The sequence below is a fragment of the Streptomyces albicerus genome (assembly GCF_008905045.1).
In the GTDB taxonomy this organism is placed as follows: domain Bacteria; phylum Actinomycetota; class Actinomycetes; order Streptomycetales; family Streptomycetaceae; genus Streptomyces; species Streptomyces albicerus.
Genome location: NZ_VWMY01000009.1, coordinates 1 through 26,221, shown reverse-complemented (window position 1 = coordinate 26,221; position 26,221 = coordinate 1). Strand labels below are relative to the sequence as shown.

Below are 26,221 nucleotides of genomic sequence, written 5' to 3'. Positions count from 1 at the left end.
CCCTACCCGTCCCATCCCTGGGGGCTGCCGCCCCCAGACCCCCGCTATCGGCCTGAACGGCCTCGTCCTCAAACGCCGGACGGGCTGAAGATCAGCCCCTCCGGCGTTTGAGGAGCGGGGGTTCGGGGGCGGAACACAAACGCCGAAGGGGCCTCCCGCACCACGGATGGCGGGAGGCCCCTTCGGGGACGAGCGGGTGACCGGAGGGTCAGGAGGCCTTGGCCTTCTCCTCGGTCTTGGCCGGAGCCGCGGGCTCGGCCTTGGCGGCGGCAGCCGCGGGCGCCGGCTTTGCGGCCTCGTAGAACTCCTCGCGAGGAGTCTCGATGGCGCCGAGGGAGACGACCTCGCGCTTGAGGAACATCGCGAGAGTCCAGTCGGCGAAGACCCGGATCTTACGGTTCCAGGTCGGCATGGCCATACCGTGGTAGCCACGGTGCATGTACCACGCCAGCCGGCCCTTGAGCTTGATCTTCATCTTGCCCATGACGATCATCGCGACGCCCTTGTGGAGGCCGAGCCCGGCCACCGCACCCTTGTTGGCGTGCGAGTACTCCTTCTGCGGGAAGCCCCGCATACCGGAGATCACGTTGTCGCCGAGCACGCGGGCCTGACGGAGCGCGTGCTGCGCGTTCGGCGGGCACCAGGCGTTCTCGTTGCCGGCCTTGCGGCCGACGAGGTCCGGCACCTGCGCGTTGTCGCCGGCGGCCCAGATGTAGTCCGCGCCCTGCACCTGAAGGGTGGTCCGGGTGTCCACGTGGCCGCGCGGGCCGAGCGGCAGACCGAAGCGCGAGAGAACCGGGTTCGGCTTGACGCCGGCGGTCCACACGATGGTGTTGGAGTCGACCTCGAGGCCGTTCTTCAGCACCACGTGGCCGTCGACGCAGGAGTCCATGGAGGTGGAGAGGTACACCTCGACCCCACGGGCCTCCAGGTGCTCCTTGCCGTACGCGCCGAGCTTCGGGCCGACCTCCGGGAGGATCTTGTCCGCGGCGTCGACGAGGATGAAGCGCATGTCCTCACGGGACACACTCGTGTAGTACTTGGCCGCGTCGCGGGCCATGTCCTCGACCTCGCCGATGGTCTCCGCACCGGCGAAACCACCGCCGACGAAGACGAAGGTCAGCGCCTTGCGCCGGACCTCTTCGTCCGTCGTGGAGTCGGCCTTGTCGAGCTGCTCAAGCACGTGGTTGCGCAGGCCGATGGCCTCCTCGATGCCCTTCATACCGATGCCCTGCTCGGCGAGGCCGGGGATCGGGAAGGTGCGAGAGACCGCGCCCATCGCGATGACGAGGTAGTCGAAAGGCAGCTCGTACGCCTCACCCACGAGGGGGGCGATCGTGGCGACCTTGCGGTCCTGGTCGATGGTGGTGACCCGGCCGGTGAGAACTTCCGCCTTCGGCAGCACGCGTCGCAGCGGAACGACGACGTGCCGAGGCGAAATGCTTCCGGCGGCGGCTTCGGGGAGGAAGGGCTGGTAGGTCATGTACGACCGGGGGTCGACGACCGTGACGGTCGCCTCGCCGTAGCGCATCTTCTTGAGGATGCGCCGAGCTGCGTACAGGCCTACGTACCCACCGCCTACTACGAGGATCCTGGGACGCTCCGTGGTGCTCATGCCATCGAGTATCCACCCGCCCCAGGGGGGTCGCTCGTGCGCCCCTTCACAAGCTTGGTCGCACCCTCTGCTACACTGCGCCGCCCACGTGATCCAGATCATGACACCGGGCGTGAACCAACGTGTAGTACGGGTCGTTGTCAATGCCGCGTGAGCTGCCGCTCCGGCTCTTCGGAGCCCTTGGACCAGTCTCCCTTTTCATACGATCGCGGCACCCGCGGAACACCCTGTTGATCATGCCCCGGACCCCCTCGGTGACCCCGTTGGCCCCACAGGGGCGAAAACCTCGCCCAACAGGGGCGATTCTCTTGTGAAGAACTTCACGAAGTTTTCCGGCGAGGTGTCGCCGAGGGGGTTTTCGGGCCCTTCAGGGGGCGCTCATGCGTTGTCGAACCTGCTCAGCCGAGGCCGCCGACGGGTAGATCGGGGGGGTTCCGAGCCTCCTGCGCCACCGACCACGCACTGCCGCCACGGCATGCATGGATCGGGCGATTTGGCGCCATTCACCCAATCAGCCATGTTCCGCGCGATATTGGCGACAAGGGTGCATAGCTTGCGTCTATGACCAACACACAGAAGGCCAAGAAGGCCACTTCGCGAATATGCGCGGTCAGCGCAGTCCTGGGCATTGCTCTTGCGGCGGGGGCGGCGTCGGCCGCATCGGCCGTGGCCGCGACGCCCGCCACTCACATCGCCGCAAAGGCCACGGCCGCCCAGTCGAGCCCGGCCCACGGCGGCCACGGTGACGATGGGGGGTGCAGCGGCCTGATCGTCCTCCTCTGCAACTGACGGAAAGACCCGCATGGAGTGAGCGGCGGCCCCGGTACCTCGCTGCGAGGTACCGGGGCCGCTCGGCGTCACCACAGGTCAGGTCAGTCGCTGCGGTTACTCTCTTGCACCTCTTCTGTCACTTACGCCTCTTCCGCCACCTTGAAGGCAATGCCGTCGAGGATGTCGTGCTCGCTCACGACCACCTCGCTCGCACCGATCCGCTCCATGATCGAGAGCAGCACGAGAGCGCCGGCGCCGATGACGTCGACACGGCCCGGGTGCATCGAGGGGATCGCGGCCCGTTCGGCGTGGGTGGAGGTCAGCAGGCGGTCGGTGATCTCGCGTACGCGGTCGCAGGAGACCCGCGAGTGGTGGATGGCCCCCGGGTCGTACTCCGGGAGGTCCTGGGCGATCGCCGAGATGGTGGTGACGGAGCCGGCAAGGCCGACCAGAGTGCGGGCCTCGCGCAGCGGGACGGTCTGTTCGGCGAGGTCGAGGGCCGCCTCGATGTCGGCCCGGATTCCCTCGATCTGCTCGGGCGTCGGGGGGTCGGTGACCACGCCGTCGCGGACGAGGTGCCGTTCCGTCATCCGTACGCAGCCGATGTCCACCGAGCGGGCGGCGCGCACGTGGTCGTCGCCCACGACGAACTCCGTGGAGCCGCCGCCGATGTCCACCACGAGGTAGGGCTTGGCGAGATCGCCCGCCCGTCTCCCACCACCACCCTCAATCGAAGGGCGCTTCGCGCCCCCTTTGTTTTGGGCCGTCAGCTCCTTGGTGGCACCCGTGAACGAGAACTCGGCCTCCAGGTCCCCGGTGATGACCTCGGGCTCGACACCCAGGATGTCCAGGACGCCGCGCACGAACTCGTCGCGGTTCTCGGCGTCCCGGGAGGCGGAGGTTGCGACGAAGCGGAGTCGCTCCGCGCCGTGTTCCTTGATGATCGCCGCGTACTCGTGGCAGGCCGTGAAGGTCCGCTCCAGCGCTTCCGGTGCGAGCCGGCCCGTCCGGTCGACCCCCTGGCCGAGCCGGACGATCGTCATCCGGCGGTCCAGGTCTACGAGTTCTCCGGTGGCCGGGTCCACGTCCGCGACGAGGAGCCGGATCGAGTTGGTACCGCAGTCGACGGCGGCGACACGAGTCATGAGGGGGTGGTCTCCTGTTGCGTTCGTTCCGGGGGGTGGGGCGGCGGGGGCGGGATCACCCCTCGGTCGGCACCACGCACGCCCCCTTGCGCCACCACTCCGGCAGCATCGCGATGGCCTCGTCGCCGAGCGGATTGACGCCGGGCCCCGCCGCCAGCGAGTGCGCCACCAGCACATGCAGGCACTTCACCCGATCCGGCATACCACCCGCGCTCGGAAAGCCTTCCAGCACCTCGATGGAGTCGCGCCGCGCGATGTAGTCCTCGTGGGCGGCACGGTACGCGGCGGCCAGTTCAGGCTCCGTGGCGAGCCGATCCGTCATCTCCTTCATGACACCGTTCGCCTCGAGCGTGCCGATGGCGGAAGCCGCACGCGGACACGTCAAGTAGTACGTCGTCGGGAACGGCGTCCCGTCCGGCAGCCGGGGAGCCGTCTCGACGACGTCCGGCTGCCCGCACGGACAGCGGTGCGCGATCGCGCGCAACCCGCGCGGCGGCCGCCCGAGCTGCTGCTTGAAGGCCTCGACGTCCGCGTCGGTGGGCTCGGTGCGCGGGGTGGGCGGCGGGGGCGTTTCCATGCCGGTGCGTATGTCTCTCTGGTCAGTAGTCAGTGGTGAGTAGTCAGTTCACTGTCGGATCCGGCCGGATCACCCAGGCGGATCACCGGTCGGAGGCGTCGGTCTTGTCGACGCCGTCCCAGACGTTGGCGTACCAGGCCCGGTCGGCCGCCGTCTGATCCGTACGCGTCTTCTTCGCCGCGTCGGGGTCGATCACGATGTAGCCGGTCTCGCCCGGCATCACATAGTGCAGCCGCTCCCGGATGCGCTGCTCGGCGTACGCGTCGTCCTGCCACCGCGCCTTGAGGTCGCGCAGCTGCTCGACCCGCTCGCGGGCCTGCTCCCGCTGCCGCTCCACCTCGGCGATCTCGGCGCGCTGGGAGACGTACTGCCTTATGGGATAGGCAAGGGCCACGACGAGGGAGCAAAGGACCAGGGCGAGGAGCGCCGCCCGGCCGGTCAGCCGCGAGCGGCGGGCCTGGCGCTTGGTCTGGGAGCGGTAGACACGGGCGGCGGTCTGCTCGCCGAGCAGCCGCAGCCTGGTCGCGGTGGAGAACCGGTCGCGGTCCTTCACAGCCATCTGTCCCGCCTCCCCGACACAAGCCCCGTCGAGCCCGTCACGTACGTACGTCCCCGCACACGGTACGGGACCGGGTACGGGGACGTATGTACGACGGGGCTGTGCCCCCTGCTCAGGGGCTCAGCCCTTGAAGCGGGGGAAAGCGGAGCGACCCGCGTACACCGCCGCGTCGTCGAGGATCTCCTCGATGCGCAGCAGCTGGTTGTACTTGGCGACGCGGTCCGAGCGGGCCGGGGCGCCGGTCTTGATCTGGCCGCAGTTCACCGCGACGGCGAGGTCGGCGATGGTGACGTCCTCGGTCTCGCCGGAGCGGTGGGACATCATGCACTTGAAGCCGTTGCGCTGGGCCATCTCGACGGCGTCCAGGGTCTCGGTCAGCGAGCCGATCTGGTTGACCTTGACGAGCAGGGCGTTCGCGGAACCCTCCTCGATGCCGCGGGCGAGACGCTCCGGGTTGGTGACGAAGAGGTCGTCGCCGACGATCTGGACCTTGTCGCCCAGCTTCTCGGTGATGACGTTCCAGCCGGCCCAGTCGTCCTCGTACAGCGGGTCCTCGATGGAGACGAGCGGGTAGGCCGCGACGAGCTCCTCGTAGTACTCCGTCATCTCGGCGGCGGAGCGCTCCTTGCCCTCGAAGAGGTACTTGCCGTCCTTGTAGAACTCGGAGGCGGCCACGTCGAGCGCGAGGGCGACCTGCTGGCCGGGAACGTAACCGGCCTCCTTGATCGCGTCGAGGATCAGGTCCAGGGCCTCGCGGTTGGAGCCGAGGTTCGGCGCGAAGCCGCCCTCGTCGCCCAGGCCGGTGGACAGGCCGCGGCTCTTCAGGACCTTCTTGAGGGTGTGGTAGACCTCGGCGCCCCAGCGCACGGCCTCGGAGAAGGACTCCGCGCCGATCGGGGCGATCATGAACTCCTGGATGTCGACGTTCGAGTCGGCGTGCGACCCGCCGTTGAGGATGTTCATCATCGGGACCGGCAGCAGGTGCGCGTTCGGTCCGCCCAGGTAGCGGAAGAGGGGGAGGTCGGACGCCTCGGACGCGGCGTGGGCGACGGCCAGGGAGACGCCGAGGATGGCGTTCGCGCCGAGCGAGCCCTTGTTGTCGGTGGCGTCCAGGTCGATCATGGCCTGGTCGATCAGGCGCTGCTCGGTGGCGTCGTAGCCGACGAGCTCCGGGCCGAGCTGCTCGATGACGGCGAGGACGGCCTTCTCGACACCCTTGCCCAGGTAGCGGTTGGGGTCTCCGTCGCGGAGCTCAACAGCTTCGAAGGCACCGGTGGAGGCGCCGGACGGGACGGCGGCACGACCCGTGCTGCCGTCGTCGAGGCCGACCTCGACCTCGACCGTGGGGTTGCCTCGGGAGTCCAGGATTTCCCGGGCTACGACGACGTCGATGGACGGCACGAGCATCTCCTTCTGGGATGTGACGCGGGTACGCCGGGCGCCGGCCCGGCACAGTGCGGAACGGTGGTGGTTCCGCGACATGAGCCTAACCGCCCCGGAGGGATCGGCCAGCCGGTCGACCACCCCATGGACAGAACTGAGGGTAAACATTGTTCCTACAGGGAACAAAAAGCCCCGGCGCGACGCCCCTGACCCGGCGCCGCCGATCCGACACCCCCGGTCCGGCACAAACAGACAGACCGGCACAAACAAAAAAGCCCCGCCCCGGTGCGTACGGGGGAAGACGCACCGGGGCGGGGAGCCCGTGGGGGACGGGGGTGGCCCTCACGATGTATCCACTATGGGGGACACGGATGTGAGAGCGCTGTGGTTCAGCCGCGATCCGAATGTGGGGCGGAAAGCGGCTGAGGGTGAGCGGCCCGAGTACCGGAACGTCAGCTGAGGTGCAGCTGCTGGCCCGGGTAGATGAAGTCGGCGTCGTCGACGATGTCGTCGTTCAGCTTGAACAGCTTCTGCCAGCCGCCCTTGACGTTCTCCTTCTCGGCGATGGCGCTGAGGGTGTCGCCCTTGACGACCTTGTACTCGCCGTCGCCCTTCTTGACCTTCTTGCCGGTCGGGGTCTCGACGGTCTTCTTCGCGGTCGAACGCTCCTGGGAACGCGAGGCACGCTCCTCCGAGGGCTGCGTGCTCTTCTGCTGCGACTGCGAGGTGCTCTGGCCGGAGTTCGAGGAGCCGGAGCCCGAGGAGGCCGTACCACCGTTGTACGAGGCGTTCGACAGGCCCACGCCACAGCTCGGCCAGGCACCCTTGCCCTGGCCCGCGAGGACCTTCTCGGCGACGGCTATCTGCTGGGACTTGGAGGCCTGGTTGGCGGTGGACGCGTACGCCGTGCCGCCGTACGCGGCCCAGGTGGAGGCCGAGAACTGCAGGCCGCCGTAGTAACCGTTGCCGGTGTTGATCGACCAGTTGCCGCCGGACTCGCACTGGGCGACGGCGTCCCACTCGGACGCGGTGGCGGCGGAGGCTCCCGTGGCGCCCATCAGCGGGACGGCGATGGCGGCACCGGTGACACCGGCGAGCGTGGCGATACGGGTGGTCTTGGACGGGCGGCGGTGCTTGCCCTTGCCGGAAAGCAGCATGAAGTGATCCCCTCACCGACGCCTGCGAGGTGAGCTGTCGGGTTCGGGCCGAGTGAGTTGCCCGGCCGCGTGATCTCGTCACGCGGCTTAACCCCAAGCCGTACCTGGCCTCAACGACCGGGTCCGGCACTTACCTTGGGTCCCCCGCTCCTGCCTACGGCGCTTACGCGACGACTGTTCCCGTACGGCCGTTGGCAGGATTCGGCGTGCGACCGTCGGGGCTCACCAGTGGCGAGCGGTCACGACCGTAGACACGCGATCCGCCGAAATCCAAAGACGATCAGGGTCGTTGAGATCCATCTCTCACTTTCACCAAACCGGACATTCAGTGCGAACTACCGCTGCTTTTAGCCCGATTCGGCGCCTTGATGGCTACTTGCTCTCCGCTTGCGCGCTGTCGAGCTCAAGGCTCTGACCGGGGAGGATGAGGTCCGGGTCGGCGCCGACGGCCCCCTTGTTCGCGGCGTAGAGCTCATGCCATCCGCCCTCCACTCCAAGGGAGTCGGCGATGCCCCAGAGACTGTCGCCGGCGCGGACGGTGTACGAGCCGTCGGCGGCGTCGCGCGAGGCGCTGTCGCCGCGCGAGGCATGCCGGCCGGAGGAGTCGTCCGTACGGGAGTCCGTGGCGTCGTCGGTGGCACTGTCGCCGCGGTGGCGGCCGGAGCCGGTGCCGTCGTCCGCGCCGACGCCCGCGTCCGTCTCGGCATCGCTCGAAGCGTCGCCGTTCTGGGACGACTTGTCCGAATCGTCACTCTGCGCCGCGCCGTCCGTGGCGGAGCTGCCGGGAGTCTGTGTGCCCGTGACGGTGTCACCGCCGGAGTCGTTCGTGGTGCCGGAGTCGTCATTGGCGGACGACTCGGACGACTCGGGTGACTCGGGTGACTCGGGTGACTCGGGCGACTCGGACGACTGGGAGGTATCGGACGTCGTATCGCTGCCGCTCGTCGTATCCGAGTTGGTCGACGGGGTGGCCGAAGGGGCGGCGGAGTCCTCCGCGATGCCCGTGTCGACGTCGGCCGAGTCGGAGTTCTGCGTCAGGCCGGCGACGAGTCCACAGGTCGCCCAGGCACTCGTGCCGTCGGCGGCGAGGACCTTCTCGGCGACGGCTATCTGCTGCGAGCGACTGGCCTGGTCGGCACTCGGCGCGTAGTCGAGACCGCCGTGGCTCTCCCAGGTCTCCTGGGTCATCTGGAGGCCGCCGTAGCGCCCGTTGCCCTCGTCGGCGCTCCATGAGCCGCCGCTCTCGCACTCCGCGACCGCGTCCCAGGTCGTACCGCTGGCGGCGCTCGCACCGGTCGCGCCGAGCAGGGGGATCGCGATGGCCGATCCGGTCACGCCCGCCGCGACGAGGAGAGCCGGAGCCTGACGGGGGCGACGGTGACGACCGTTCCCGGAGAGCATGCGGTTGCCTTTCGCGTGACAGCAAGGGACTGGTGCGACGGATGGGGGCCGTGCTGAGCGGTGAACCTAGTCGCACTCGAATGCTTGTCACAAGTCGATGCAGCGTAGATCACGTGAAGATCACAGAGTTGACGAAGTCTCACTTTCCGTCGACTCCGACTGCTACTGGACCGCTACTCCGCGTGCGGCTTCCGGGCGAGTGCGAGTTCGGGTGTGAACTCCACCGGAAGCGTGCGCAATCCCCGCATGATGAGCCCGCCACGCCACCGCAAATCGGCTGAATCCCCTGCAAGTTGGAGGTCGGGGAGGCGGGTGAGGAGCGTGGCCAGCGCGGTCTGGCCCTCCAGACGGGCCAAGGGCGCGCCGAGGCAGTAGTGGATGCCGTGGCCGTAACCGAGGTGCTGGTTGTCGCGGCGGGAGAGGTCGAGGGTGTCGGGGTCGGTGAACCGGTCGGGGTCCCGGTCCGCCGCGGCGAGTACGACGAGCACGGGGTCGCCGGTGCCGATGTCCTGCCCGCCGATGCTCAGCGGCTCGGTGGCGAACCGCCAGGTGGCCAGCTCGACGGGCCCGTCGTACCGGAGCAGTTCCTCGACGCCGGTCGCGAGGAGGTCCGTGTGGCCGGCCGCGAGGGATGCCTGCAGCCGCTGCCGCTGTTCGGGGTGGGTGAGCAGGGCGTACGTGCCGTTCCCGATGAGATTCACGGTCGTCTCGAACCCGGCGAACAGGAGGATGAAGGCCATCGCCGCGGCCTCGTTCTCGGTGAGGTGCTCGCCGTGGTCGGAGGCACGGATGAGACCGGAGATGAGGTCTTCGCCGGGGGCGGGCCGGTCCGTGAGCTCTGCGCGCTTGCGGTGGATGAGCTCGGCGAGATAGCCGCGCATCTTCTTGACGGAGCGGGCCACGCCCCCGCGGGGCCCTCCCCCGTGCCGGATCATCATCCCCGCCCAGTCCCGGAAGTCGTCCTGGTCCTCGCGGGGGACGCCCAGCAGGTCGCAGATCGCGTAGATGGGAAGCGGAAAGGCGAACTCGTGAATGAGATCGGCCTCCCCCTTCTCCACGAACCCGTCGATCAGCCGGTCGGTCAACTCCTGTACCCGCGGCGCGAATTCGGCGACCCGACGCGGCGTGAACGCCTTGCTCACGAGCCGCCGGAGACGGGTGTGATCCGGCGGGTCGATGTTGAGGAGATGGGTCATCAACTCGGCCTTCCGCTCCCCCGGAATGCCGGTCTTGCCCTTCGCGTGCGCGGGCTCGTCATGGTGAGCGGGGTTCTTGCTGAGCCGGGCGTCGGCGAGGGCCTGCTTGGCGTCGGCGTAGCGCGTGACCAGCCAGGCCTCGACTCCGCTGGGGAGTTTGGTCCGGTGTACGGGGGCGTGTTCACGGAGCCAGGCGTACGCGGGGTAGGGGTTGGTGGCGAACTCCCAGGTGAAGAGTTCGGGGGCGGGGTCCTCTGCGGGGGGCTCGGCAGGTGTTTCGGTCACTCCTTGACGGTATCGGGAGGGGAGGCGAGAGCCCGCTCGGCGCCCGTGGCCTCCGGCGGCTGCGCTACCGCCGGAGGCGGAGCCAGTGGTCACCCGACTCACTGAGACAAGGGTGGTCAGCAACGCCACACCCGAGTTGCCCCTTAGGTGCTGGGCTGTCCGTGAATGAGCTGCTCCTTGACCCCACAAGCAGAAAGCTCCATACATTCGCGAGCGTGGACCCCGAAATACTCCGGACCAGTTTCGCGGTCGTCGAAAGGCGGGCCGAGTTCGCGGTCAAGTACTTCTACTCGCACCTCTTCTGGCACAACCCCGACGTCCGTGCCCTGTTCCCGCTGGATTTCCCGGAGGACATGGAACGCCAGCGGGACCGTCTGTTCGCCGCGCTGACGCATGTCGTGGGGCGGCTGGGAGAGCCGGGGACGCGCGAATATCTCTGGGAGTTGGGGCGGGACCACAGGAAGTACCTGGCGGAGCCGGAGCACTACGCGGCCGTGGGCGCCAGCCTGATCGCCGCGTTCGCCGCCGTGTCGGGGTCGGCGTGGAGCGCGGAGGTGGAGAAAGCCTGGGGCGAGGCGTACGCGGTGATCGCGGACGCCATGCTGGACGGCGCGTGGGAGGCGGAGAGCCAGGGGGAGCCTCCCTGGTGGGACGCCGAGGTGGTCGGCCGCAAGCGGTACGGGGACGACCTCGCCGTAGTGACCCTGCGCCCGCACCATCCCCTCCCTTACGTGCCCGGCCAGTACGTGAGCGTCAACAGTCCCCGCATCCCGGGCGTCTGGCGCCCGTACTCCCTCGGCAACGCACCCCGCCCCGACCACACCGTCGACCTGCACGTCAGCCTCATCGAGGACGGCGTCCTCTCCACCGAGCTCGTCCGCCGCACCCGTGAGGGCGACATCCTGCGGCTGGGCGCACCGGGCGGCCGGCTGACCCTTCGTGCGCCGGTGGAGCGGCCGGTCACCTTCATCGCGGCCGGCACCGGCTGGGCCCCGGTCAAGGCGCTGCTGGAGCAGCTGACGGGCGAGCCCGGCTCGTACGAGGCGCGTGTCTTCGTCGTCGCCCGCGACACCGCGTATCTGTACGACCGGGTCGCGCTCGGGGAGTTATGCGGCCGGCTGCCGCACCTCGACGTCACCGTCATCACGCCCGCGCCCGGCCGTCCGAAGGCCCAGGCCACCGACCGGCTGCGGACGGCTCTGGGCAACCGCGCCAACTGGGCCCGCCACGACGTCTATCTGGCCGGCCCGCCCAAACTGGTCGACGAGATCACCGAGGCCCTCCCCGCCCTCGGCACCGACCCCGAGCGCGTCTTCTGCGACGAACTCCCGCCCACCGGCCAGGGCCAGGCCCGCCCGCTGGGCCCGGGCGAATGGCTCCTCCACCGGCCACGCCCGCACTGGCACAATCCGTCGGCCCGCGTCCCCGACCAGCCTTCGCTCGACTGAGCGGCCTAACCGCGTTCCTCGCGGAGCGCTCCGCTCTCGCTCGCCCGTATCGCATCCCGGTAGGCCCGCGCGGCCGCGCGCAGAGCCGCCTCCGGGTCCACGCCCTCCGCCTCGGCGCGTACGGCCATCGTCAGCAGTTCGTAGCCGACGCCCTCGCCCTGGGGCAGCGGCACCTCGAGTCCCGCCGTGCGGACGCGGGACGCCAGCTTGGCGGCGAGTGCGAGGCCGGGCTGACCGAGGGGGACGCCCTCCGTGACGGATGTCCGCCGCTTCTCCACGGCCTTGGTGCGCAGCCAGTGCTCCTTGACCTCCTCGGGTGTCGAGGCGGTCTCGTCGCCGAAGACGTGCGGGTGGCGGTGGATCAGCTTCGTGACGATGCCGCCCGCCACGTCGTCGATGGAGAACGGCTCGTCCTCATCCTCCTCGGCGATCCTGGCGTGGAAGACGACCTGGAGCAGTACGTCGCCGAGCTCCTCACGGAGTTCGTGGCGGTCGCCCTCCTCGATGGCCTCGACGAGTTCGTACGCCTCCTCGATGCCGTATTTCGCCATGCCCTTGTGGGTCTGCTGGGACGACCAGGGGCACTCGGCGCGGATGCGGTCCATGACCTGGACGAGGTCGAGGAGGCGGGCGCCGGGGAGGTCGTACGACGCCGGGAGCAGTTCGAGGTCGGGCATCTGCACGCGTCCGGAGCCCGCCAGCCGGGCCAGGCCGTCGGTCAGGCGGGGCTCGCCCTCGCCGGTGGCGACGACGGCGACCGTGCGTCCGCCGGCGCAGGCGTCGACCAGCTCCTCGGCGGTCGGCGCGGCCTCGTCGACCTGGACGCCCGCCTCGCGCAGGTAGGGCAGCTGGGGGTGTGCGCCGTCCGCGCACAGGACGCGGTCGGCGCCGTGCAGCGCCTGCCAGGCGGGCCAGGACAGGAGCCCGGGCGCGACTCGGTGGCTGGTGGTGAGCAGGACGATGCGCCCCGGGCTGGATGCGTTCACACACCGAACGTAACCCACGCCACCGACAACAAGGTCATCCGCTGTCCACAGGGCAGCCGCTCTCGTCCACAGGAGATCTCGTCCACAGGCGGACCCGACCCAGACGCCGCCCTCGACTTCGACTTCGCGGAGGCCAGGAGCGCTACGCCGTCTCCTGGCTCCCCGCCGAGGTGACCTCGCGCAGCCATGGCAGCTTCGCGTCGACGCGGCTGCTCTTCTCGACGTCCCAGCTGCCGTAGCGCGGGTTCAGGTCGACGCCCATCTTCTTGGACGCCTCGGACAGTGCCTTCCAGAAGGCCGGCTGGCTGGTGTCCGTGCCGAGCGCGGCTGCCAGTTTCTGGGCCTCGATCTGGACGCGGAGGTTGTCGTCGAGCCGCTCCGGCGGGACTCCGTACTGCTGGAGCCAGGCCACTTCCAGCGCCTTCGCGTCGCCCGCCTGCTGCTCCAGCTCGGCGCGGAAGCGCTGGACCTCGTTCCGGGTGACGGTCACGCCCGCGTCCTGCGCGGCCTGGTGCAGTACGCGGTCGAGGACCATGCCGTGCAGGGTGTCGCGGGTGAGGCCGCCGGACTTGGCGATGGCCTGCTCGTACTGCGCTTCGCCCGTGGTGGCGGCCCGCTGCGCGGACCGTACCTCGTTCACCCGGTTCTCCAGCTGGGAGACCGTGATGCGGTCGCCGCCGACGACGGCCGCGGCACCGGGATGCGCGTCGTTGCCGCAGGCGGTCAGGAGGGGGGCCGCGGTGATGAGCGCGGCGGAGAGGAGGAGCGCGGTGCGACGGCGGCGGTGCAAGGAGGACCTCCTGTAGGAGCTTGTGCGACGGTGCACAAAGTCTTGCGGTGATCGATGGTAGGCAGGGGACCGGCTCTCGGCCACCCATTCGACCCAACGATTCGCCAGGAGTTCAGGCACCGCTCCGGTGCTTCTATGGCCTGTCCGGCGGATCAGGGCCCGGGGCCTGTCTTCGGGATCAGGTCCTACCCGCGTACCTGGCCAAGCCATTGGAGGGTTCGGCGGATCTCCGCGACCAGCGGATGGCCGGGGCCCCGCAGGCGTTCGACGTCGTACTGGAGCCGGGCCAGCGTGTCGTGGGCGGCGGCGCGGTCGCCGAGGGCGAGGAGCAGGTGGCCGATGCGGCGGCGGACTTCGAAGGAGAGCTCGGCGTCCTGGGCGACGTACTGGTTCTCGTAGTACGGCAGCAGTGCGCGGTACTCGGCGAGCGCGGCGGCGGGTTCGCCGAGCTGCTCCAGGCACTGGGCGGCCTCGTAGCGGAAGCGCAGGGACTGCGGGTCGGCCTGGCCGGCCTCGGCGGCACGTTCGTCGGCGAGGTGGCGCAGCTCGGGCAGGGCTCGGCGGTACTGGCCGTCGTCCATCAGCGTGGCCGCGTACTGCTTGCGCAGGGTGCGGACGACGGGTGAGTGCTCGCCGTGCTGGGCGGCGGCGACCGGGAGGATGCCGCCGAGGATGTCGACGGCCTGTGTGATGCGGCCCTCGCCGAGGAGGCGCTTGACCTCGTCGACGGCGCCCGCGACGTCGGGTTTCTCGACGGCGGGGGTGGCCTGGGGCTGCTGCGCTGGCGTACGGGCACGGTCCGGCCAGGGTGCGTGCGGGCGCAGGAAGGGGCGCGTCGGGTCGAGCGGGGCGCCGGACGGCATGCCGCGCGCGGGGAGCAGCGGCAGCAGTTGCTCGTAGGTCTCCTGCGCGGAGCCCGGGCGGTGCTGCGGGTCCTTGGAGAGCAGCCGCAGGACGATGGCCTCCAGCGTCTCCGGGACCTCGGGGCGCAGACGACGGACCGGGAGGGGCGGCTCGTAGAGGTGGCGGTGCAGGACGCCGAGGGCGGTGGAGCCCGAGAACGGCACGTCTCCGCTGAGGAGTTCGTGCATCAGCACCCCGAGTGCGTACAGGTCGGTGTACGGGCCGACCGCGCCGCCCATCGCCTGCTCGGGGGCCATGTAGGCGGGCGAGCCGATGGGTGAACCGGTGTGTGTGAGGCGGGTCGTGTCCGTGTCCATGACCGACGCGACGCCCAGGTCGAGGACGGTGACCGTGCCGTCCTGCTTGACCATCACGTTCCGCGGTTTGAGGTCGCGGTGGACGATCGGCACTGCGTGCACGGCGGACAGCACGGCGCACAGTTGCGCGGCGACCGCGACGGCCCACTGCCAGGGGTACGGGTCGTGTTCGGCGAGGTGGTCGGAGAGGTCGGCCCCGTCGACGTACTGCATGACGAGGAACAGCTCCTCGCCCTCGCTGCCCGCGTCGTGGACCGTGACCAGGCCGGGGTGGTCGACCTGCGCGGTGACCCGGCACTCGCGGACGAAGCGGCGGCGCAGCTCGTCGGCCTCCTGGCCCGCGACCTTGTCGGGGCGCAGCAGCTTGACGGCGACGCGCCGGTCCAGGCGCTGGTCGTACGCCGTCCACACCTGGCCCATGCCGCCCTGCCCGATGAGTGTGGACAGTTCGTAGCGGCCGGTGATCACCCGTCCCGACGCCACGGTCACCTGCCGTCCTCGTGCTTACGGAGATAGTCGCTCAGCTCGTCGAGCTCGGCGCGCACCTGGTCGATGCGGGCGGGCGCGGGGCGCTGCGGCGGCCCCTGCGGCGGAACGGGGCTCTGGGGCACGGGGGCCTCCGGCGGCTGCGGCTGCGGCTGCGATTGCAGGTGCGGCTGCGACTGCGACTGCGGGTGCGTGGCGGCGTACGGGGAAGCGGGCTGTGGATAGCCGTATCCGGCCTGGGGCACCCCAGGCGGTGCGTAGACCGGGAAGGGGGGCCGCGCGTGGTGGTGCCGGATGTCCACGACCAGGAAGTACGCGGCGCTGAACACGCCGAACAGCATCACGGCGGCCAGCGCGAGATCCGTTCTGCCGTCGCTCTCCGGAAGCGAGCCGATCACGGCGAAACAGCTGATCGCGAAGGGCAGGCTCACCCAGGCCAGGACCCAGTCGAACCACTTGCCGCGCAGCATGGCCACTCGGAACAGCGGAACGGCGGCGAGCATGCCGCACGTGAAGAACCCAGCAGCGGCGAACAGCACACGGAGGCTGATGACGGTAGCCGTGCTGCGGGGAGGCGGCGCCGCGCCATGGCCGTACATGACTGCTCCTGGTGACCTGATGAGGACGGACGTGCGAGTTGGAAGTCCGAGCGTATAGGCCGAGAAGGACAACCGGTCCCGGGTTGTACCGAACCGTTGTCGCGCTGGTCACCCCGCCCGTACCGGAGGCTCTCAGTCCGGCGTGACCGTGCCGTCCGTCAGGCCGTCGTACATGCCGCGCACCAACTGGTCGCCGAGGCGGCCCGCGAGCCGTAGCGCCTCCTCGAACTCGGCCAGCGCGCGGAACCGTTCGCCGTACGTGCGCTGCTGGTCCAGCGGCAGCCTGGGCAGTTGGAGGCGGCGTACGTCGAGCCGGGTCGCGGTGGACGCGTAGCTGCTGGCCTGGCGGTTGTTGGCGGTGCCGCGCAGGAAGCCGGCGAGGAACCACGGGTCGAGCGCGGCCGGGTCCGGGCGCAGCAGCGCGAGGTTGCGGCCGAGGGCGGCTCCCGCGGTCGCGTCGTCGACCACGCGCGCGATGGAGCCGCCGCCGAGCACGGGGACGACGACGTCACCGGGTTCGGTCAGGACGGGTTCCTCGTCGCTCTCGGGAAGCGTTCCGGACGGGGCCGTTCCGGCGAGGACGTCGTGGTCGGTGAGGACGGGCACGCGCGCGTGGCCGCCGTTTCCGCCGGTACGCAGCTGAAGTGCGCCCCCGCGCGCGAGTTCGCCGATCGTGGTGAGCGGCCAGCGGCTGGGCCGGCGCGGGTCGGCGGCGGGCGGGGTGAGGTCGCCGGTCAGACGGAGGGTCTCGCCGAGGCGCTCGCGCACGCTCGCGAGCTGTTCGGCGCCGCCGCCCGCCGCGGGGGGAGGCAGATGGCGGGCCGGGGCCAGGTCCACGTCGTCGTCGAGGAGTTCGATGACCGGCACCGAACGGCTGAGCCCGGGCTGCTGCGGCACGGTGCCGGTGCGGTCGAAGGGGCGCCAGGCGTCCAGGACCGCGGTGCGCACGGACTGCCAGTCGAGGCCGCCGCGGCTGTCCGCGGTGAACACGCCGGTGTCGGCGAGCAGCATCTCGGGCTGCGCGGGATGGGCCGTGACGGCGGGCCTGCGCAGCACCCACAGGTGCAGCGGGAGGTTGTACGGGGGTGCCGCGCCCGGCGGCAGGGCGATCACGGCGCGCAGGGCGCCGCGACGCAGCAGGTCGGCGCGGATGCGGCGGCCCGAGCGGCGGGAGGCGGCGGCGGGCGGCATCAGGAGGACGGCGATACCGCCTTCCTTGAGGCGGGCCAACGCGTGCTGGACCCAGGCCAGTTCGGACTCGGTGCGGGCCGGGAAGCCGTACTCCCAGCGGGGGTCGTAGGCGAGCTCGTCGTGGCCCCAGTTGCGCTCGTTGAACGGCGGGTGGCACAGGACGGCATCGGCCCTGAGGCTTTCGTACGCGTCGTGGCGCAGGGTGTCGGCGGCGGCGGTGCGCACGGCGGCCCTCGTGTGGAGGGCGAGGCGCAGCGCCGTGAGCGCGGCCATTTCGGGGGCGCTGTCCTGGCCGTAGAGGTGCTGGTCCTTGATGGCCTTGGTGTCCTGCGCGGCGGCCACGGCGCGCAGCAGGGCGCCGGTGCCGCACGCGGGGTCGAGGACGGCCGGGGCGGGTCCTGCGAGGTCGGCCATCAGGGCGGCGAGTCCGGTCGGGGTGAGCGTGTACTGGCGCGGGTTGGCGTCGAGGTGCCGGCCGAGCAGGAACTCGTACGTCTTCCGGGTGCCCAGTTCGGCCGCGAGGTCGGCGGCGCCGCGCAACAGGGGGGCGGACGGGAGGAGTTGGGCTGCGGTCGGCGTGTCCACGGCCCGCTTGCGGATCACACCGAAGCGCGGGGTGAGGACCTGGTCGAGGGGTGCGGGCAGCAGTTCGGCAAGGCGCGCGTCCGAGCCGGCGCCGATCTCCAGCCAGACCGTGGGGCGGTCGTGGATGAGCAGCAGCGCGCAGCCGACGTGGACCAAGGCTGTGACCGGGCCCTCGGGGTGACCCGCGAGCTGCTGCCAGACGCGCTCGCGCAGCGGGACCTCGGCGAGCTTGCCCTGGGTGCGCAGCCAGGCCTCGACCTCGGCGAGCGCGAAGGAGGGGCTAGTCTCGGTGCCTCCGACGGGTTTGGGGAAGTCGGCGTGGCGGCGGCGCCAGTTGCTGACGGCTGCGCGGCCGACTCCGGCGAGCCGGGCGATCCCGGCCGCGGTGACCTCTGTCCCGTTCTCCTGCACCCGCCCGGCTCCCCTCGTTCTGGTGTGTGGCGTCGAGTCGTCGTGGTGGTGTGTGGCGCCGAGCATACCGACATACGCGCGATCCACCTGTTCACCTCGTGTACTCATTCATTGTTGTTAATCGTGTTGACTCGGTTCACAAGCTCTGCTCTGATTGACCCATCGGATGAGCGGCCGCCGGAAAGAGGCGGGGTCGCCGACACTCGAAGGAACTGCCATGCGTCGCACCGCACTTGCCGCTCTCTGCCTGGCCGCCACGGCCACCGTCTCGCTCACCGGCTGTCTGCCCGGCGAGGACAAGGCTGACAGCGAACCGAAGGGCCCGTTCGCCGGGCTGACCGGCGGCGAGATCGCCGACCGGGCCGTGAAGGCCACCTCGAACACCTCGTCGCTGCGCATGAAGGCCGACATCGAGGAGGACGGCGTCCGGATGAGCCTGGACATGGCTCTCGACAAAAAGGGCCAGTGCGCCGGAACGATCAGCGAGGGCCAGGGCAAGACCGACCTCATCAAGACCGGCGACACCCTCTACCTGAGGTACGACGAGAAGTTCCTGCGCGCCCAGGGCAAGAGCGACCCCAAGGCCGAGACCGACGCGGTGGTGGAGATGCTGGCAGGCAAGTGGACCAAGATGGCCGCGACCGGCTCGGACGCCAAGGAGATGGCGAGCTTCTGCGACCTCGACACCACGCTCTCCGAGTTCGAGGACGGCAGCTCCAACGCCACCAGGGGGAAGACGACCACGGTCGACGGCACCCCGGCGATCGTCCTGCGCGAGAAGGACGGCAAGGACACCTACACGCTGTACGTCGCCACCGAGGGCAAGCCCTACCTGCTGAAGGTCGTCAGCAAGACCGCCGAGGACCCGGGCACCGTCACCTACAGCGACTTCGACAAGCCCGTCCCGGCCGAGGCGCCCAAGGGCAAGGTCATCGACCTGGACGCGCTGGGCGGCTGACAGGGCCGGTCGGGCCTCAGCGGGCGTGCCCTCGCGCGGCGCGCCCCAGCGGGATCCAGTACCCCCGCACCAGCGGGGCACGGCTCACCGGGACCAAGCACGGCACGCCTCAAAGGGCGTGCCGCACCCACACGTTGGGCTCGACGTACACCGCGTATCCGCGCCGCGGTGCGCAGTGCACCGGCACCAGCGCTCCGGGGACCTCGATCTCGCCCTCCTCGTCGAAGGGCAGCCCCGTCCACGCGCGCCATTCGTCGAGCGAGGCGGCCACGGTCATCGAGGCCGGTGCCACCGCCTCGATGCGCGCGCCCGCCCGGACGTGGACGCGCAGCCAGGGGTCGTGCGGCAGCCCGTCGCCGCGTGTCCGGAACGCGTACTCCTCCATCGCCGTACGCGGCTCCAGGTGCTTCGCGCTCGGGCGCACCGGGGCGACGACCTCGTCGAAGCCGTGCGCCCGGGCGTTGTCGCGCATCGCCGAGAGCAACCGGCCCGAGAGTCCGCCGCCCTGGGCGTGCGGGGCGACGACGATCGAGATCGCGCTCACCGTGTCGGGCCGGGTACCGCGGCGCTTGTCGGCGAATGCCCACACCATCACCTCGTCCCAGCCCCGCGCCGGCAACTCGCCCCGGCCCTCGTCCGCGAGCGCGAACGGCACGCTGTAGGCGTGGGCGACCACCTCTCCGCGCTCGTCCTCGGCGAACAGCACGTACTCCGGAAGCTCGGTGGCGATCCGGCCGTAGTGCGCGTCATTGACGAGGTCGTGACGTATGAACTCGGGCCAGGTGTCGGCCATCCCCGCCACCTGGTCATACATCTCGGGGCGCTCGGCAAGGGTCGACACCTTCAGCTCCATGGCGGACACCGTAGGCGGCAACTCGGCGCATGGGGAACCGGTTTGGCAGGTCACACCGGGGCGTCGGCTGCGGATGTTCAGCGTGGAAATCGTGATCGCCGGACGCATCTGATCTCTTTGTGTCACCGTGAGGTTGCGCTGTGAAGTCGCGCGGTGAAGTCGCACAACCGGTTGAGGAGCACGATGCCCGTACCGACCCACGAGCAGAGCGCGGCTGTCGATGCCTTCCGGCGGGGGGACCATCTGGTCCTCCAGGCAGGCGCCGGAACGGGAAAGACCACGACGTTGGCCATGCTCGCCGCCAAGACCGGCAAGCTCGGCCGGTACATAGCCTTCAACAAGTCCATCGCCAGTGACGCGGCCCGCAAGTTCCCGAGCAACGTGGTGTGCAAGACCGCCCATTCTCTGGCCTACGGCGCCGTGGGCCGGACGTACGCGTCCAGGCTCAACGCCCCCAGACTCCCTGGCTGGAAGACCGGCGCCTCCCTCGGTATCGCCATCAACATGCGCATCCGCATCGGCGAGCGGAACGTGACCAACAAGGCGCTCTCGTACTCGACACTCCGCACCGTCACGCGCTTCTGCCAGTCCGCGGACAGCTCCATCAAGCGCCATCACGTCCCGCGCATGCGTGGCGTCGAAGCCGAGGACCTCCACAGCCAGCTCGTCGACATCGTCCTGCCGTACGCGACCAAGGCGTGGGCGGACCTGCAGAACCCGCTGGAAGGCGTCGTCCGCTTCGACCACGACCACTATCTGAAGATCTGGGCTCTGACGGAACCTGTGATCCGGGCCGACTTCCTGCTGCTGGACGAAGCCCAGGACACCAATCCGGTGATCGAGAAGATCTTCAACGAGCAACGCCATCAGGCCCAGTTGGTGATGGTCGGCGACTCGGCCCAGGCCATCTACGGCTGGCGCGGCGCCCGGGACGTGATGACCGACTTCGACGGGACGCAACTCGCCCTGTCCCAGTCCTTCCGCTTCGGCCCCGCACTCGCCGAAGAAGCCAACCGGTGGCTACGAATTGTCGAATCACCGATCCGGTTGACCGGCACCCCGGCCATCAACACCCGCCTCGAACGCGTGGAGAGACCCGACGCGATCCTGTGCCGGTCCAACGTCGGCGCCATGCTCGAAGTCATGCGGCTGCTCGAAGAAGGCCGCCGGGTCGCCCTCGTCGGCGGCGGTGACGCGCTGCGCGCCCTCGCCCACGCGGCCCGCGACCTCAAAGCCGGCAAACGCGCCACGCACCCCGAGCTGATTCTCTTCGACTCCTGGGGCGAACTTCAGGACTACGCCGAGTACGACCCCTCCGGCCGGGACCTGCTGCCGCTCGTCGACCTCGTGGACGAGCACGGCGTAGACGTCATCCTCAACGCCGTGGACAGACTCTCCGTCGAGGACGGCGCCGAGATCGTGGTCTCCACCGCTCACCGGGCCAAGGGACGCGAATGGGCCTCGGTCCGCATCGGCGAAGACTTCACCGAACCGATGGATCCGGAAGAGACGGACGTGAACGGCAAGCCGCTCCCCGGCAACATCGACGACGCGGAAGCACGCCTGGCCTACGTCGCCGTCACCCGCGCACGCCACCAGTTCGACATCGGCGGCCTGGCCTGGATCAACCAGCACCCTGACGGCAACCCCGGCGGCGCTGCCAAAACCCGAAAAGCCCCCGAACCGCCCAACCCCTGGGAGACTCTGGGGCCCGCTCCAGGATGACGACGCCCGGGAGTCCCGCTCCCGGATGACGACGCCGGGCAGTCCCGAAGCAGCACCCGCCCGTGACGCCGCCTGCCCGGCTGCCTACCCTGGTCCGCTGTGACCCCTCACCGCGCCGCGCGCCGCACTCGTCGCCTGCTTCCGCTCGCCACGCTGCTGCTGGCGGGCTCCCTCACGCTGAGCGGGTGCGAGATCGGCAACAGCCCCGCGGACTCTCCGTCCCGGACTGCCCCGGCCTCCGGTGGGGGAACAGCGTTGCGAGCCGTCGGAGAGCTCACGGTGAAAGGGCGGGCCCCCAAGACCGGATACGACCGGGACAAGTTCGGCAGCCCTTGGCTCGACACCGACCACAACGGCTGCGGAACTCGTGACGACATACTCGCGGACCAGCTGGACTCCGTCTCCCGCGCCTCGGACGGCTGCAAGGTGCTGCGCGGAGTGCTCGATCCCGACCCCTACACCGGAACCCGCATCACCTTCATACGCGGGCGCAGCAAAGTCGACATAGACCACCTCGTCGCCCTGTCCGACGCCTGGCAGAAAGGCGCCCAGCAGTGGAGCGACAGCAAGCGGCGGGCTTTCGCGAACGACCCGCTCAATCTCGTGGCGGCCGATTCCTCCACCAACCGCCAGAAGGGGGACGGGGACACCGCGACCTGGCTGCCCCCGAACAAGTCGTACCGCTGCGACTACGTGGCCGGTCAGGTCTCGGTCAAGACGAAGTACCAGCTGTGGGTGACACGGGCCGAGAAGGACGCGATGGCGAAGGTACTGGCAGCCTGCCCGAACCAGAAGCTTCCCTCGGGCGGCAGTCCCACCGAGGTTGCCGCTCCTTGAGAAACACCGGTCCCGCGCACTGACCGGCGTGCTCTTCCGGTGCGCCTGACCTGATTCCCCACGACTCCCTACGGCTTGGTACGCCTCCCTACGACCCCAGAATCGAAGCCAGGAACTCCCCGGTCCACCCCAACAACTCCCGCCCGACCAAAGGCTTTCCGCCCACCTTCGCCGTCTTCGGCCGAGGTACCAGCAGTTGACGCGCGGCCGGCTTGATGACAGTCCCCGGGTACAGCCTCTTCAGCCGCAGCTCCTGGGACTCCCTCAACTCCGCCGGTGCGAAGCGGATGTTGTTCCCCTGGAGCACGATCTCGCCGACGCCGCAGGCCCGCGCGAGCATCCGCAGGCCCGCCACCAGCAGCAGGTTCTCCACCGGCTCGGGCAACTTGCCGTACCGGTCGACGAGTTCCTCGCGTACGGCCTTGACGTCCTCCTCCGTGTTGGCGGAGGCGATGGACCGGTAGGCCTGAAGGCGCAGCCGCTCGCCGGGGGCGTAGTCGTGCGGGACGTGCGCGTCGACCGGGAGCTCGATCTTCACCTCGAGCGGGGGCTCTTCCTCCACGCCGCCCTCCAACGAAGCGCGGTAGTCCGCCACCGCCTCGCCGACCATGCGTACGTACAGGTCGAAGCCCACGCCCGCGATGTGGCCCGACTGCTCGCCGCCGAGGAGATTGCCCGCGCCGCGGATCTCCAGGTCCTTCATCGCCACGTACATGCCCGCGCCCATCTCCGTGTGCTGGGCGATCGTGGCGAGACGCTCGTGGGCCGTCTCCGTCAACGGCTTCTCCGGCGGGTAGAGGAAGTACGCGTAACCCCGATCCCTGCCACGGCCCACTCGGCCGCGCAGCTGGTGCAGTTGCGAGAGGCCGAAGTTGTCGCCGCGCTCCACGATCAGCGTGTTCGCGTTCGAGATGTCGATACCCGATTCCACGATCGTCGTCGACACGAGCACGTCGAACTTCTTCTCCCAGAAGTCGACGACCACCTGTTCCAGGGCCTGTTCGGACATCTGGCCGTGGGCGATCGCGATGCGTGCCTCCGGGACGATCTCGCGGAGGCGTGAAGCCGCCCTGTCGATCGACTCCACCCGGTTGTGGATGTAGAAGACCTGGCCCTCGCGGAGCAGTTCGCGGCGGATGGCCGCGCCGATCTGCTTCTCCTCGTACGGGCCGACGAAGGTCAGGACCGGGTGCCGCTCCTCCGGGGGCGTGGTGATCGTGGACATCTCGCGGATGCCTGTCACCGCCATCTCCAGCGTCCGCGGGATCGGGGTCGCCGACATCGTCAGTACGTCGACGTTCGCCCGCAGCTTCTTCAGCTGCTCCTTGTGCTCGACGCCGAACCGCTGCTCCTCGTCCACGATGACCAGGCCCAGGTCCTTGAACTTGGTGTCCGAGGAGAAGAGCCTGTGCGTGCCGATGACCACGTCCACCGAGCCCTCGCGCAGCCCCTCCAGGACCGCCTTCGCCTCGGTGTCGGTCTGGAAGCGGCTCAACGCCCGGACATTCACCGGGAACTGGGAGTAGCGCTCGCCGAACGTCCCGAAGTGCTGCTGCACCAGCAGGGTGGTGGGGACGAGGACGGCGACCTGCTTGCCGTCCTGCACCGCCTTGAAAGCGGCCCGGACCGCGATCTCCGTCTTGCCGTAGCCGACGTCGCCGCAGACCAGCCGGTCCATCGGGACCGTCTTCTCCATGTCCTCCTTGACCTCGGCGATGGTGGTGAGCTGGTCGGGCGTCTCGGCGTACGGGAACGCGTCCTCCAGCTCGCGCTGCCAGGGCGTGTCGGAGCCGAAGGCATGCCCGGGTGCCGCCATCCGGGCCGAGTACAGCTTGATCAGGTCCGCGGCGATCTCCTTGACCGCCTTCTTCGCGCGCGCCTTGGTCTTCGTCCAGTCGGCGCCGCCGAGGCGGTGGAGCGTCGGGGCCTCGCCGCCCACGTACTTGGTGATCTGTTCCAGCTGGTCCGTGGGGATGTAGAGGCGGTCGCCGGGCTGGCCGCGCTTGGCCGGCGCGTACTCGACGACGAGATACTCGCGGGTCGCGCCCTGCACCGTCCGCTGGACCATCTCGATGTAGCGGCCGACGCCGTGCTGCTCGTGGACGATGTAGTCGCCCGTCTCCAGCGTCAGCGGGTCGATGGTCTTGCGGCGGCGGGCCGGCATCCGGGCGCCGTCCTTGCCGGCGGCCTTCTGGCCGGAGAGGTCGGTCTCGGTCAGCACGGCGAGCTTCAGCGCCGGGTCGACGAAGCCGTAGTCGATCGAGCCGCAGGCCACCTGTACGACCGACGGGGTCAGCACGCCGAGGTCCGACTCCAGGCGGGCCGCGACGCCCTCGCCGCCGAGCACCTCGACGGTACGGGCCGCCGGGCCGTGGGCCTCGGTGACGAACACCGTGCGCCAGCCGTCCGCGAGCCAGCCCTTGGTGTCGGCGAGGGCCTTCGCGGTGTCGCCGCGGTACGTCTCCGGGGCGTGCATGCCGAGCTTCAGGGTGTCCGCGTCCAGCTCTTCGTCCGCGGCGAACGGCGACACCGACCACCACATCATGTCCAGCTCGCGGGCCCGGTCCCGGACGTCCGCGATGGACCACAGGGACGCCGCGTCCACGTCGATCGGGGCCTCGCCGCCACCGGCCGTCGCCGCCCAGGACGCCTGGAGGAACTCCTGCGAGGTCGCCACGAGGTCCGCGGCGCGTGTCCGCACCCGCTCCGGGTCGCACACGACGGCCATGGAGCCCTTGGGCAGTACGTCGATGAGCAGCTCCATGTCGTCGACGAGGACCGGCGCGAGGGACTCCATGCCCTCGACCGCGATGCCCTCGGCGATCCTGCCCAGCAGCTCGCCCAGCTCGGGGTGCTCCTCGGCGAGGCGGGCCGCCCTCTCCCGTACGTCGTCCGTGAGCAGCAGTTCGCGGCAGGGCGGCGCCCAGAGCCCGTGGTCGGCGACCTCGAGTGACCGCTGGTCGGCGACCTTGAAGTAACGGATCTCCTCGACGTCGTCGCCCCAGAACTCCACGCGCAGCGGGTGCTCCTCGGTGGGCGGGAAGACGTCCAGGATTCCGCCCCGTACGGCGAACTCGCCGCGCTTCTCGACGAGCTCGACCCGTGCGTACGCGGCTGCCGACAGGGCTTCCACAATGTCCCCGAGGTCGGCGGTCTGGCCGGTCCGCAGGGCCACCGGCTCCAGGTCGCCGAGGCCCTTGACCTGGGGCTGGAGCACGGAGCGTACGGGCGCGACGACGACCTGGACCGGGCCGGTCTCGGGGTCGTCCGGGCGCGGGTGGGCCAGGCGCCGCAGGACCGCGAGCCGTCGTCCCACGGTGTCGCTGCGCGGGGACAGCCGCTCGTGCGGGAGCGTCTCCCAGGACGGGTACTCCACGATTCCGTCGGTCGGCAGCAGGGACCGCAGCGCCGCCGCCAGGTCCTCGGCCTCCCGTCCCGTGGCCGTCACCGCCAGCACCGTACGGCCCGCCTCCCGGGCCAGGGCCGCGACCGCGAACGGGCGGGCCGCGGGCGGGCCCACCAGGTCGACGTGCATGCGGTTGCCGTCGCCGGCGGCCTTCACCGCTTCGGTGAGTGCGGCGTCCTTGACGACGGCGTCGAGCAGACCGTGCAGGCTCATGAAGAGGTTTCCATCCGAGGATCTGAAGGAGTGGGCGGGGTGGGTGGGCAACGCGAACCGCCCGACACGTCTGACGGGCCGGGGGTGTCCAGGGTACGACGCCACGCTCGCGCCCGCCGCGCTTGTGGATACCGGGAGGATTCCGCCCCCGCCGCCCCTACCCGTCCCATCCCTGGGTGCTCCGCCCCCAGACCCCCGCTGATCGGCCTGAACGGCCTCGTCCTCAAACGCCGGACGGGCTGAAAGGCGCGGGCCCGGCCTGCAAGGTGCGGGGACAGGGCTGAAAGACAGGGCGCAGCCCGTCTTTCAGGGGCGCGGGGAACTGCGCGACCAGCCCCCACCCACCCGCACCCGACATCAGGCAAGCACCCCCCGGCACACACAGAACAACCCGGCGCCGAAGAGTCCGTGGACTCTTCGGCGC

20 protein-coding genes and 1 riboswitch are annotated in these 26,221 nt (G+C 70.1%); of the genes, 5 read left to right on the top strand and 15 right to left on the bottom strand.

Annotation, left to right across the window (positions count from 1 at the left end; genetic code table 11):
• Nucleotides 1-208: 208 nt before the first annotated feature.
• A complete protein-coding gene (locus GAS53_RS09430; RefSeq protein ID WP_151477019.1) occupies nt 209-1,615 on the bottom strand; it encodes an NAD(P)/FAD-dependent oxidoreductase in 1,407 nt (468 codons plus the stop codon).
• 561 nt (nt 1,616-2,176) lie between these two features.
• Between GAS53_RS09430 and GAS53_RS09425 the strand changes: the two genes are divergently transcribed.
• The gene (locus GAS53_RS09425) at nt 2,177-2,404 is read left to right on the top strand and encodes a hypothetical protein (protein WP_151477018.1); all 228 of its coding nucleotides are present in this window, start codon (nt 2,177-2,179) and stop codon (nt 2,402-2,404) included.
• A 122-nt stretch (nt 2,405-2,526) separates the two neighbouring features.
• On the opposite strand, the gene GAS53_RS09420 is transcribed toward GAS53_RS09425, so the two are convergent.
• The 7 genes from GAS53_RS09420 to GAS53_RS09390 form a co-directional block, all read right to left on the bottom strand.
• The gene (locus GAS53_RS09420; RefSeq protein ID WP_151477017.1) at nt 2,527-3,531 is read right to left on the bottom strand and encodes a Ppx/GppA phosphatase family protein; all 1,005 of its coding nucleotides are present in this window, start codon (nt 3,529-3,531) and stop codon (nt 2,527-2,529) included.
• 55 nt (nt 3,532-3,586) lie between these two features.
• A complete protein-coding gene (locus GAS53_RS09415) occupies nt 3,587-4,108 on the bottom strand; it encodes a DUF501 domain-containing protein (protein WP_151477016.1) in 522 nt (173 codons plus the stop codon).
• An 82-nt stretch (nt 4,109-4,190) separates the two neighbouring features.
• A complete protein-coding gene (locus GAS53_RS09410; RefSeq protein ID WP_151477015.1) occupies nt 4,191-4,667 on the bottom strand; it encodes an FtsB family cell division protein in 477 nt (158 codons plus the stop codon).
• A 120-nt stretch (nt 4,668-4,787) separates the two neighbouring features.
• Complete coding sequence (eno, locus tag GAS53_RS09405) at nt 4,788-6,068, bottom strand: phosphopyruvate hydratase (RefSeq protein ID WP_192583040.1); 1,281 nt, start codon at nt 6,066-6,068, stop codon at nt 4,788-4,790.
• 434 nt (nt 6,069-6,502) lie between these two features.
• Nucleotides 6,503-7,207 carry a LysM peptidoglycan-binding domain-containing protein gene (locus GAS53_RS09400; RefSeq protein ID WP_151477013.1) on the bottom strand — a complete coding sequence of 235 codons (705 nt, stop codon included), beginning with the start codon at nt 7,205-7,207 and terminating at the stop codon, nt 6,503-6,505.
• Between the two features lie 4 nt (nt 7,208-7,211).
• Nucleotides 7,212-7,379: riboswitch (cyclic di-AMP (ydaO/yuaA leader) on the bottom strand.
• 200 nt (nt 7,380-7,579) lie between these two features.
• Nucleotides 7,580-8,608 (bottom strand): LysM peptidoglycan-binding domain-containing protein, encoded by a 1,029-nt coding sequence (locus tag GAS53_RS09395; protein ID WP_151477012.1) that lies wholly within the window; start codon nt 8,606-8,608, stop codon nt 7,580-7,582.
• A gap of 173 nt (nt 8,609-8,781) precedes the next feature.
• Nucleotides 8,782-10,089: a cytochrome P450 family protein gene (locus GAS53_RS09390; RefSeq protein ID WP_151477011.1), complete on the bottom strand. Its 1,308-nt coding sequence runs from the start codon at nt 10,087-10,089 to the stop codon at nt 8,782-8,784.
• A gap of 215 nt (nt 10,090-10,304) precedes the next feature.
• Here GAS53_RS09390 and GAS53_RS09385 point away from each other — a divergent pair, with 215 nt between their 5' ends.
• The gene (locus GAS53_RS09385) at nt 10,305-11,537 is read left to right on the top strand and encodes a globin domain-containing protein (protein ID WP_151477010.1); all 1,233 of its coding nucleotides are present in this window, start codon (nt 10,305-10,307) and stop codon (nt 11,535-11,537) included.
• Nucleotides 11,538-11,542: 5 nt separating this feature from the next.
• Here GAS53_RS09385 and GAS53_RS09380 read toward each other — a convergent pair whose 3' ends face one another.
• The 5 genes from GAS53_RS09380 to GAS53_RS09360 form a co-directional block, all read right to left on the bottom strand.
• Nucleotides 11,543-12,541, bottom strand: coding sequence for a nucleoside triphosphate pyrophosphohydrolase (locus tag GAS53_RS09380; RefSeq protein WP_404829196.1), 999 nt, complete (start codon nt 12,539-12,541; stop codon nt 11,543-11,545).
• A 124-nt stretch (nt 12,542-12,665) separates the two neighbouring features.
• Nucleotides 12,666-13,313 (bottom strand): SurA N-terminal domain-containing protein, encoded by a 648-nt coding sequence (locus GAS53_RS09375; protein WP_151477008.1) that lies wholly within the window; start codon nt 13,311-13,313, stop codon nt 12,666-12,668.
• Between the two features lie 185 nt (nt 13,314-13,498).
• Nucleotides 13,499-14,980 (bottom strand): serine/threonine-protein kinase, encoded by a 1,482-nt coding sequence (locus GAS53_RS09370; protein WP_263974120.1) that lies wholly within the window; start codon nt 14,978-14,980, stop codon nt 13,499-13,501.
• Between the two features lie 38 nt (nt 14,981-15,018).
• The gene (locus tag GAS53_RS09365) at nt 15,019-15,618 is read right to left on the bottom strand and encodes a hypothetical protein (protein ID WP_151477006.1); all 600 of its coding nucleotides are present in this window, start codon (nt 15,616-15,618) and stop codon (nt 15,019-15,021) included.
• A 132-nt stretch (nt 15,619-15,750) separates the two neighbouring features.
• Nucleotides 15,751-17,805 (bottom strand): N-6 DNA methylase, encoded by a 2,055-nt coding sequence (locus GAS53_RS09360; protein ID WP_151477005.1) that lies wholly within the window; start codon nt 17,803-17,805, stop codon nt 15,751-15,753.
• Between the two features lie 217 nt (nt 17,806-18,022).
• Here GAS53_RS09360 and GAS53_RS09355 point away from each other — a divergent pair, with 217 nt between their 5' ends.
• A complete protein-coding gene (locus tag GAS53_RS09355; protein ID WP_151477004.1) occupies nt 18,023-18,763 on the top strand; it encodes a hypothetical protein in 741 nt (246 codons plus the stop codon).
• Nucleotides 18,764-18,872: 109 nt separating this feature from the next.
• Here the strand turns inward: GAS53_RS09355 and GAS53_RS09350 are convergent, their stop codons facing one another.
• Nucleotides 18,873-19,616 carry a GNAT family N-acetyltransferase gene (locus GAS53_RS09350; protein ID WP_151477003.1) on the bottom strand — a complete coding sequence of 248 codons (744 nt, stop codon included), beginning with the start codon at nt 19,614-19,616 and terminating at the stop codon, nt 18,873-18,875.
• Nucleotides 19,617-19,799: 183 nt separating this feature from the next.
• On the opposite strand from GAS53_RS09350, the gene GAS53_RS09345 reads away from it, so the two are divergent.
• Entirely contained in the window at nt 19,800-21,341 is a 1,542-nt protein-coding gene (locus GAS53_RS09345; RefSeq protein WP_151477002.1) for a UvrD-helicase domain-containing protein, read from the top strand.
• Nucleotides 21,342-21,440: 99 nt separating this feature from the next.
• Complete coding sequence (locus GAS53_RS09340; RefSeq protein ID WP_225858834.1) at nt 21,441-22,178, top strand: HNH endonuclease family protein; 738 nt, start codon at nt 21,441-21,443, stop codon at nt 22,176-22,178.
• Nucleotides 22,179-22,266: 88 nt separating this feature from the next.
• Here the strand turns inward: GAS53_RS09340 and mfd are convergent, their stop codons facing one another.
• Entirely contained in the window at nt 22,267-25,797 is a 3,531-nt protein-coding gene (gene mfd / locus GAS53_RS09335) for a transcription-repair coupling factor (RefSeq protein WP_151477001.1), read from the bottom strand.
• Between the last annotated feature and the right edge of the window lie 424 nt (nt 25,798-26,221).

Excerpts from the sequence above, each read along its gene's own strand:
- GAS53_RS09410 (WP_151477015.1), bottom strand. The coding sequence starts at position 4,667 with ATGGCTGTGAAGGACCGCGACCGGTTCTCCACCGCGACCAGGCTGCGG.
- GAS53_RS09430 (WP_151477019.1), bottom strand. The coding sequence starts at position 1,615 with ATGAGCACCACGGAGCGTCCCAGGATCCTCGTAGTAGGCGGTGGGTAC.
- GAS53_RS09400 (WP_151477013.1), bottom strand. The coding sequence starts at position 7,207 with ATGCTGCTTTCCGGCAAGGGCAAGCACCGCCGCCCGTCCAAGACCACC.
- GAS53_RS09345 (WP_151477002.1), top strand. The coding sequence starts at position 19,800 with ATGCCCGTACCGACCCACGAGCAGAGCGCGGCTGTCGATGCCTTCCGG.
- mfd (WP_151477001.1), bottom strand. The coding sequence starts at position 25,797 with ATGAGCCTGCACGGTCTGCTCGACGCCGTCGTCAAGGACGCCGCACTC.
- GAS53_RS09425 (WP_151477018.1), top strand. The coding sequence starts at position 2,177 with ATGACCAACACACAGAAGGCCAAGAAGGCCACTTCGCGAATATGCGCG.
- GAS53_RS09355 (WP_151477004.1), top strand. The coding sequence starts at position 18,023 with ATGCGTCGCACCGCACTTGCCGCTCTCTGCCTGGCCGCCACGGCCACC.
- GAS53_RS09415 (WP_151477016.1), bottom strand. The coding sequence starts at position 4,108 with ATGGAAACGCCCCCGCCGCCCACCCCGCGCACCGAGCCCACCGACGCG.
- GAS53_RS09365 (WP_151477006.1), bottom strand. The coding sequence starts at position 15,618 with ATGTACGGCCATGGCGCGGCGCCGCCTCCCCGCAGCACGGCTACCGTC.
- GAS53_RS09395 (WP_151477012.1), bottom strand. The coding sequence starts at position 8,608 with ATGCTCTCCGGGAACGGTCGTCACCGTCGCCCCCGTCAGGCTCCGGCT.
- GAS53_RS09350 (WP_151477003.1), bottom strand. The coding sequence starts at position 19,616 with ATGGAGCTGAAGGTGTCGACCCTTGCCGAGCGCCCCGAGATGTATGAC.
- GAS53_RS09420 (WP_151477017.1), bottom strand. The coding sequence starts at position 3,531 with ATGACTCGTGTCGCCGCCGTCGACTGCGGTACCAACTCGATCCGGCTC.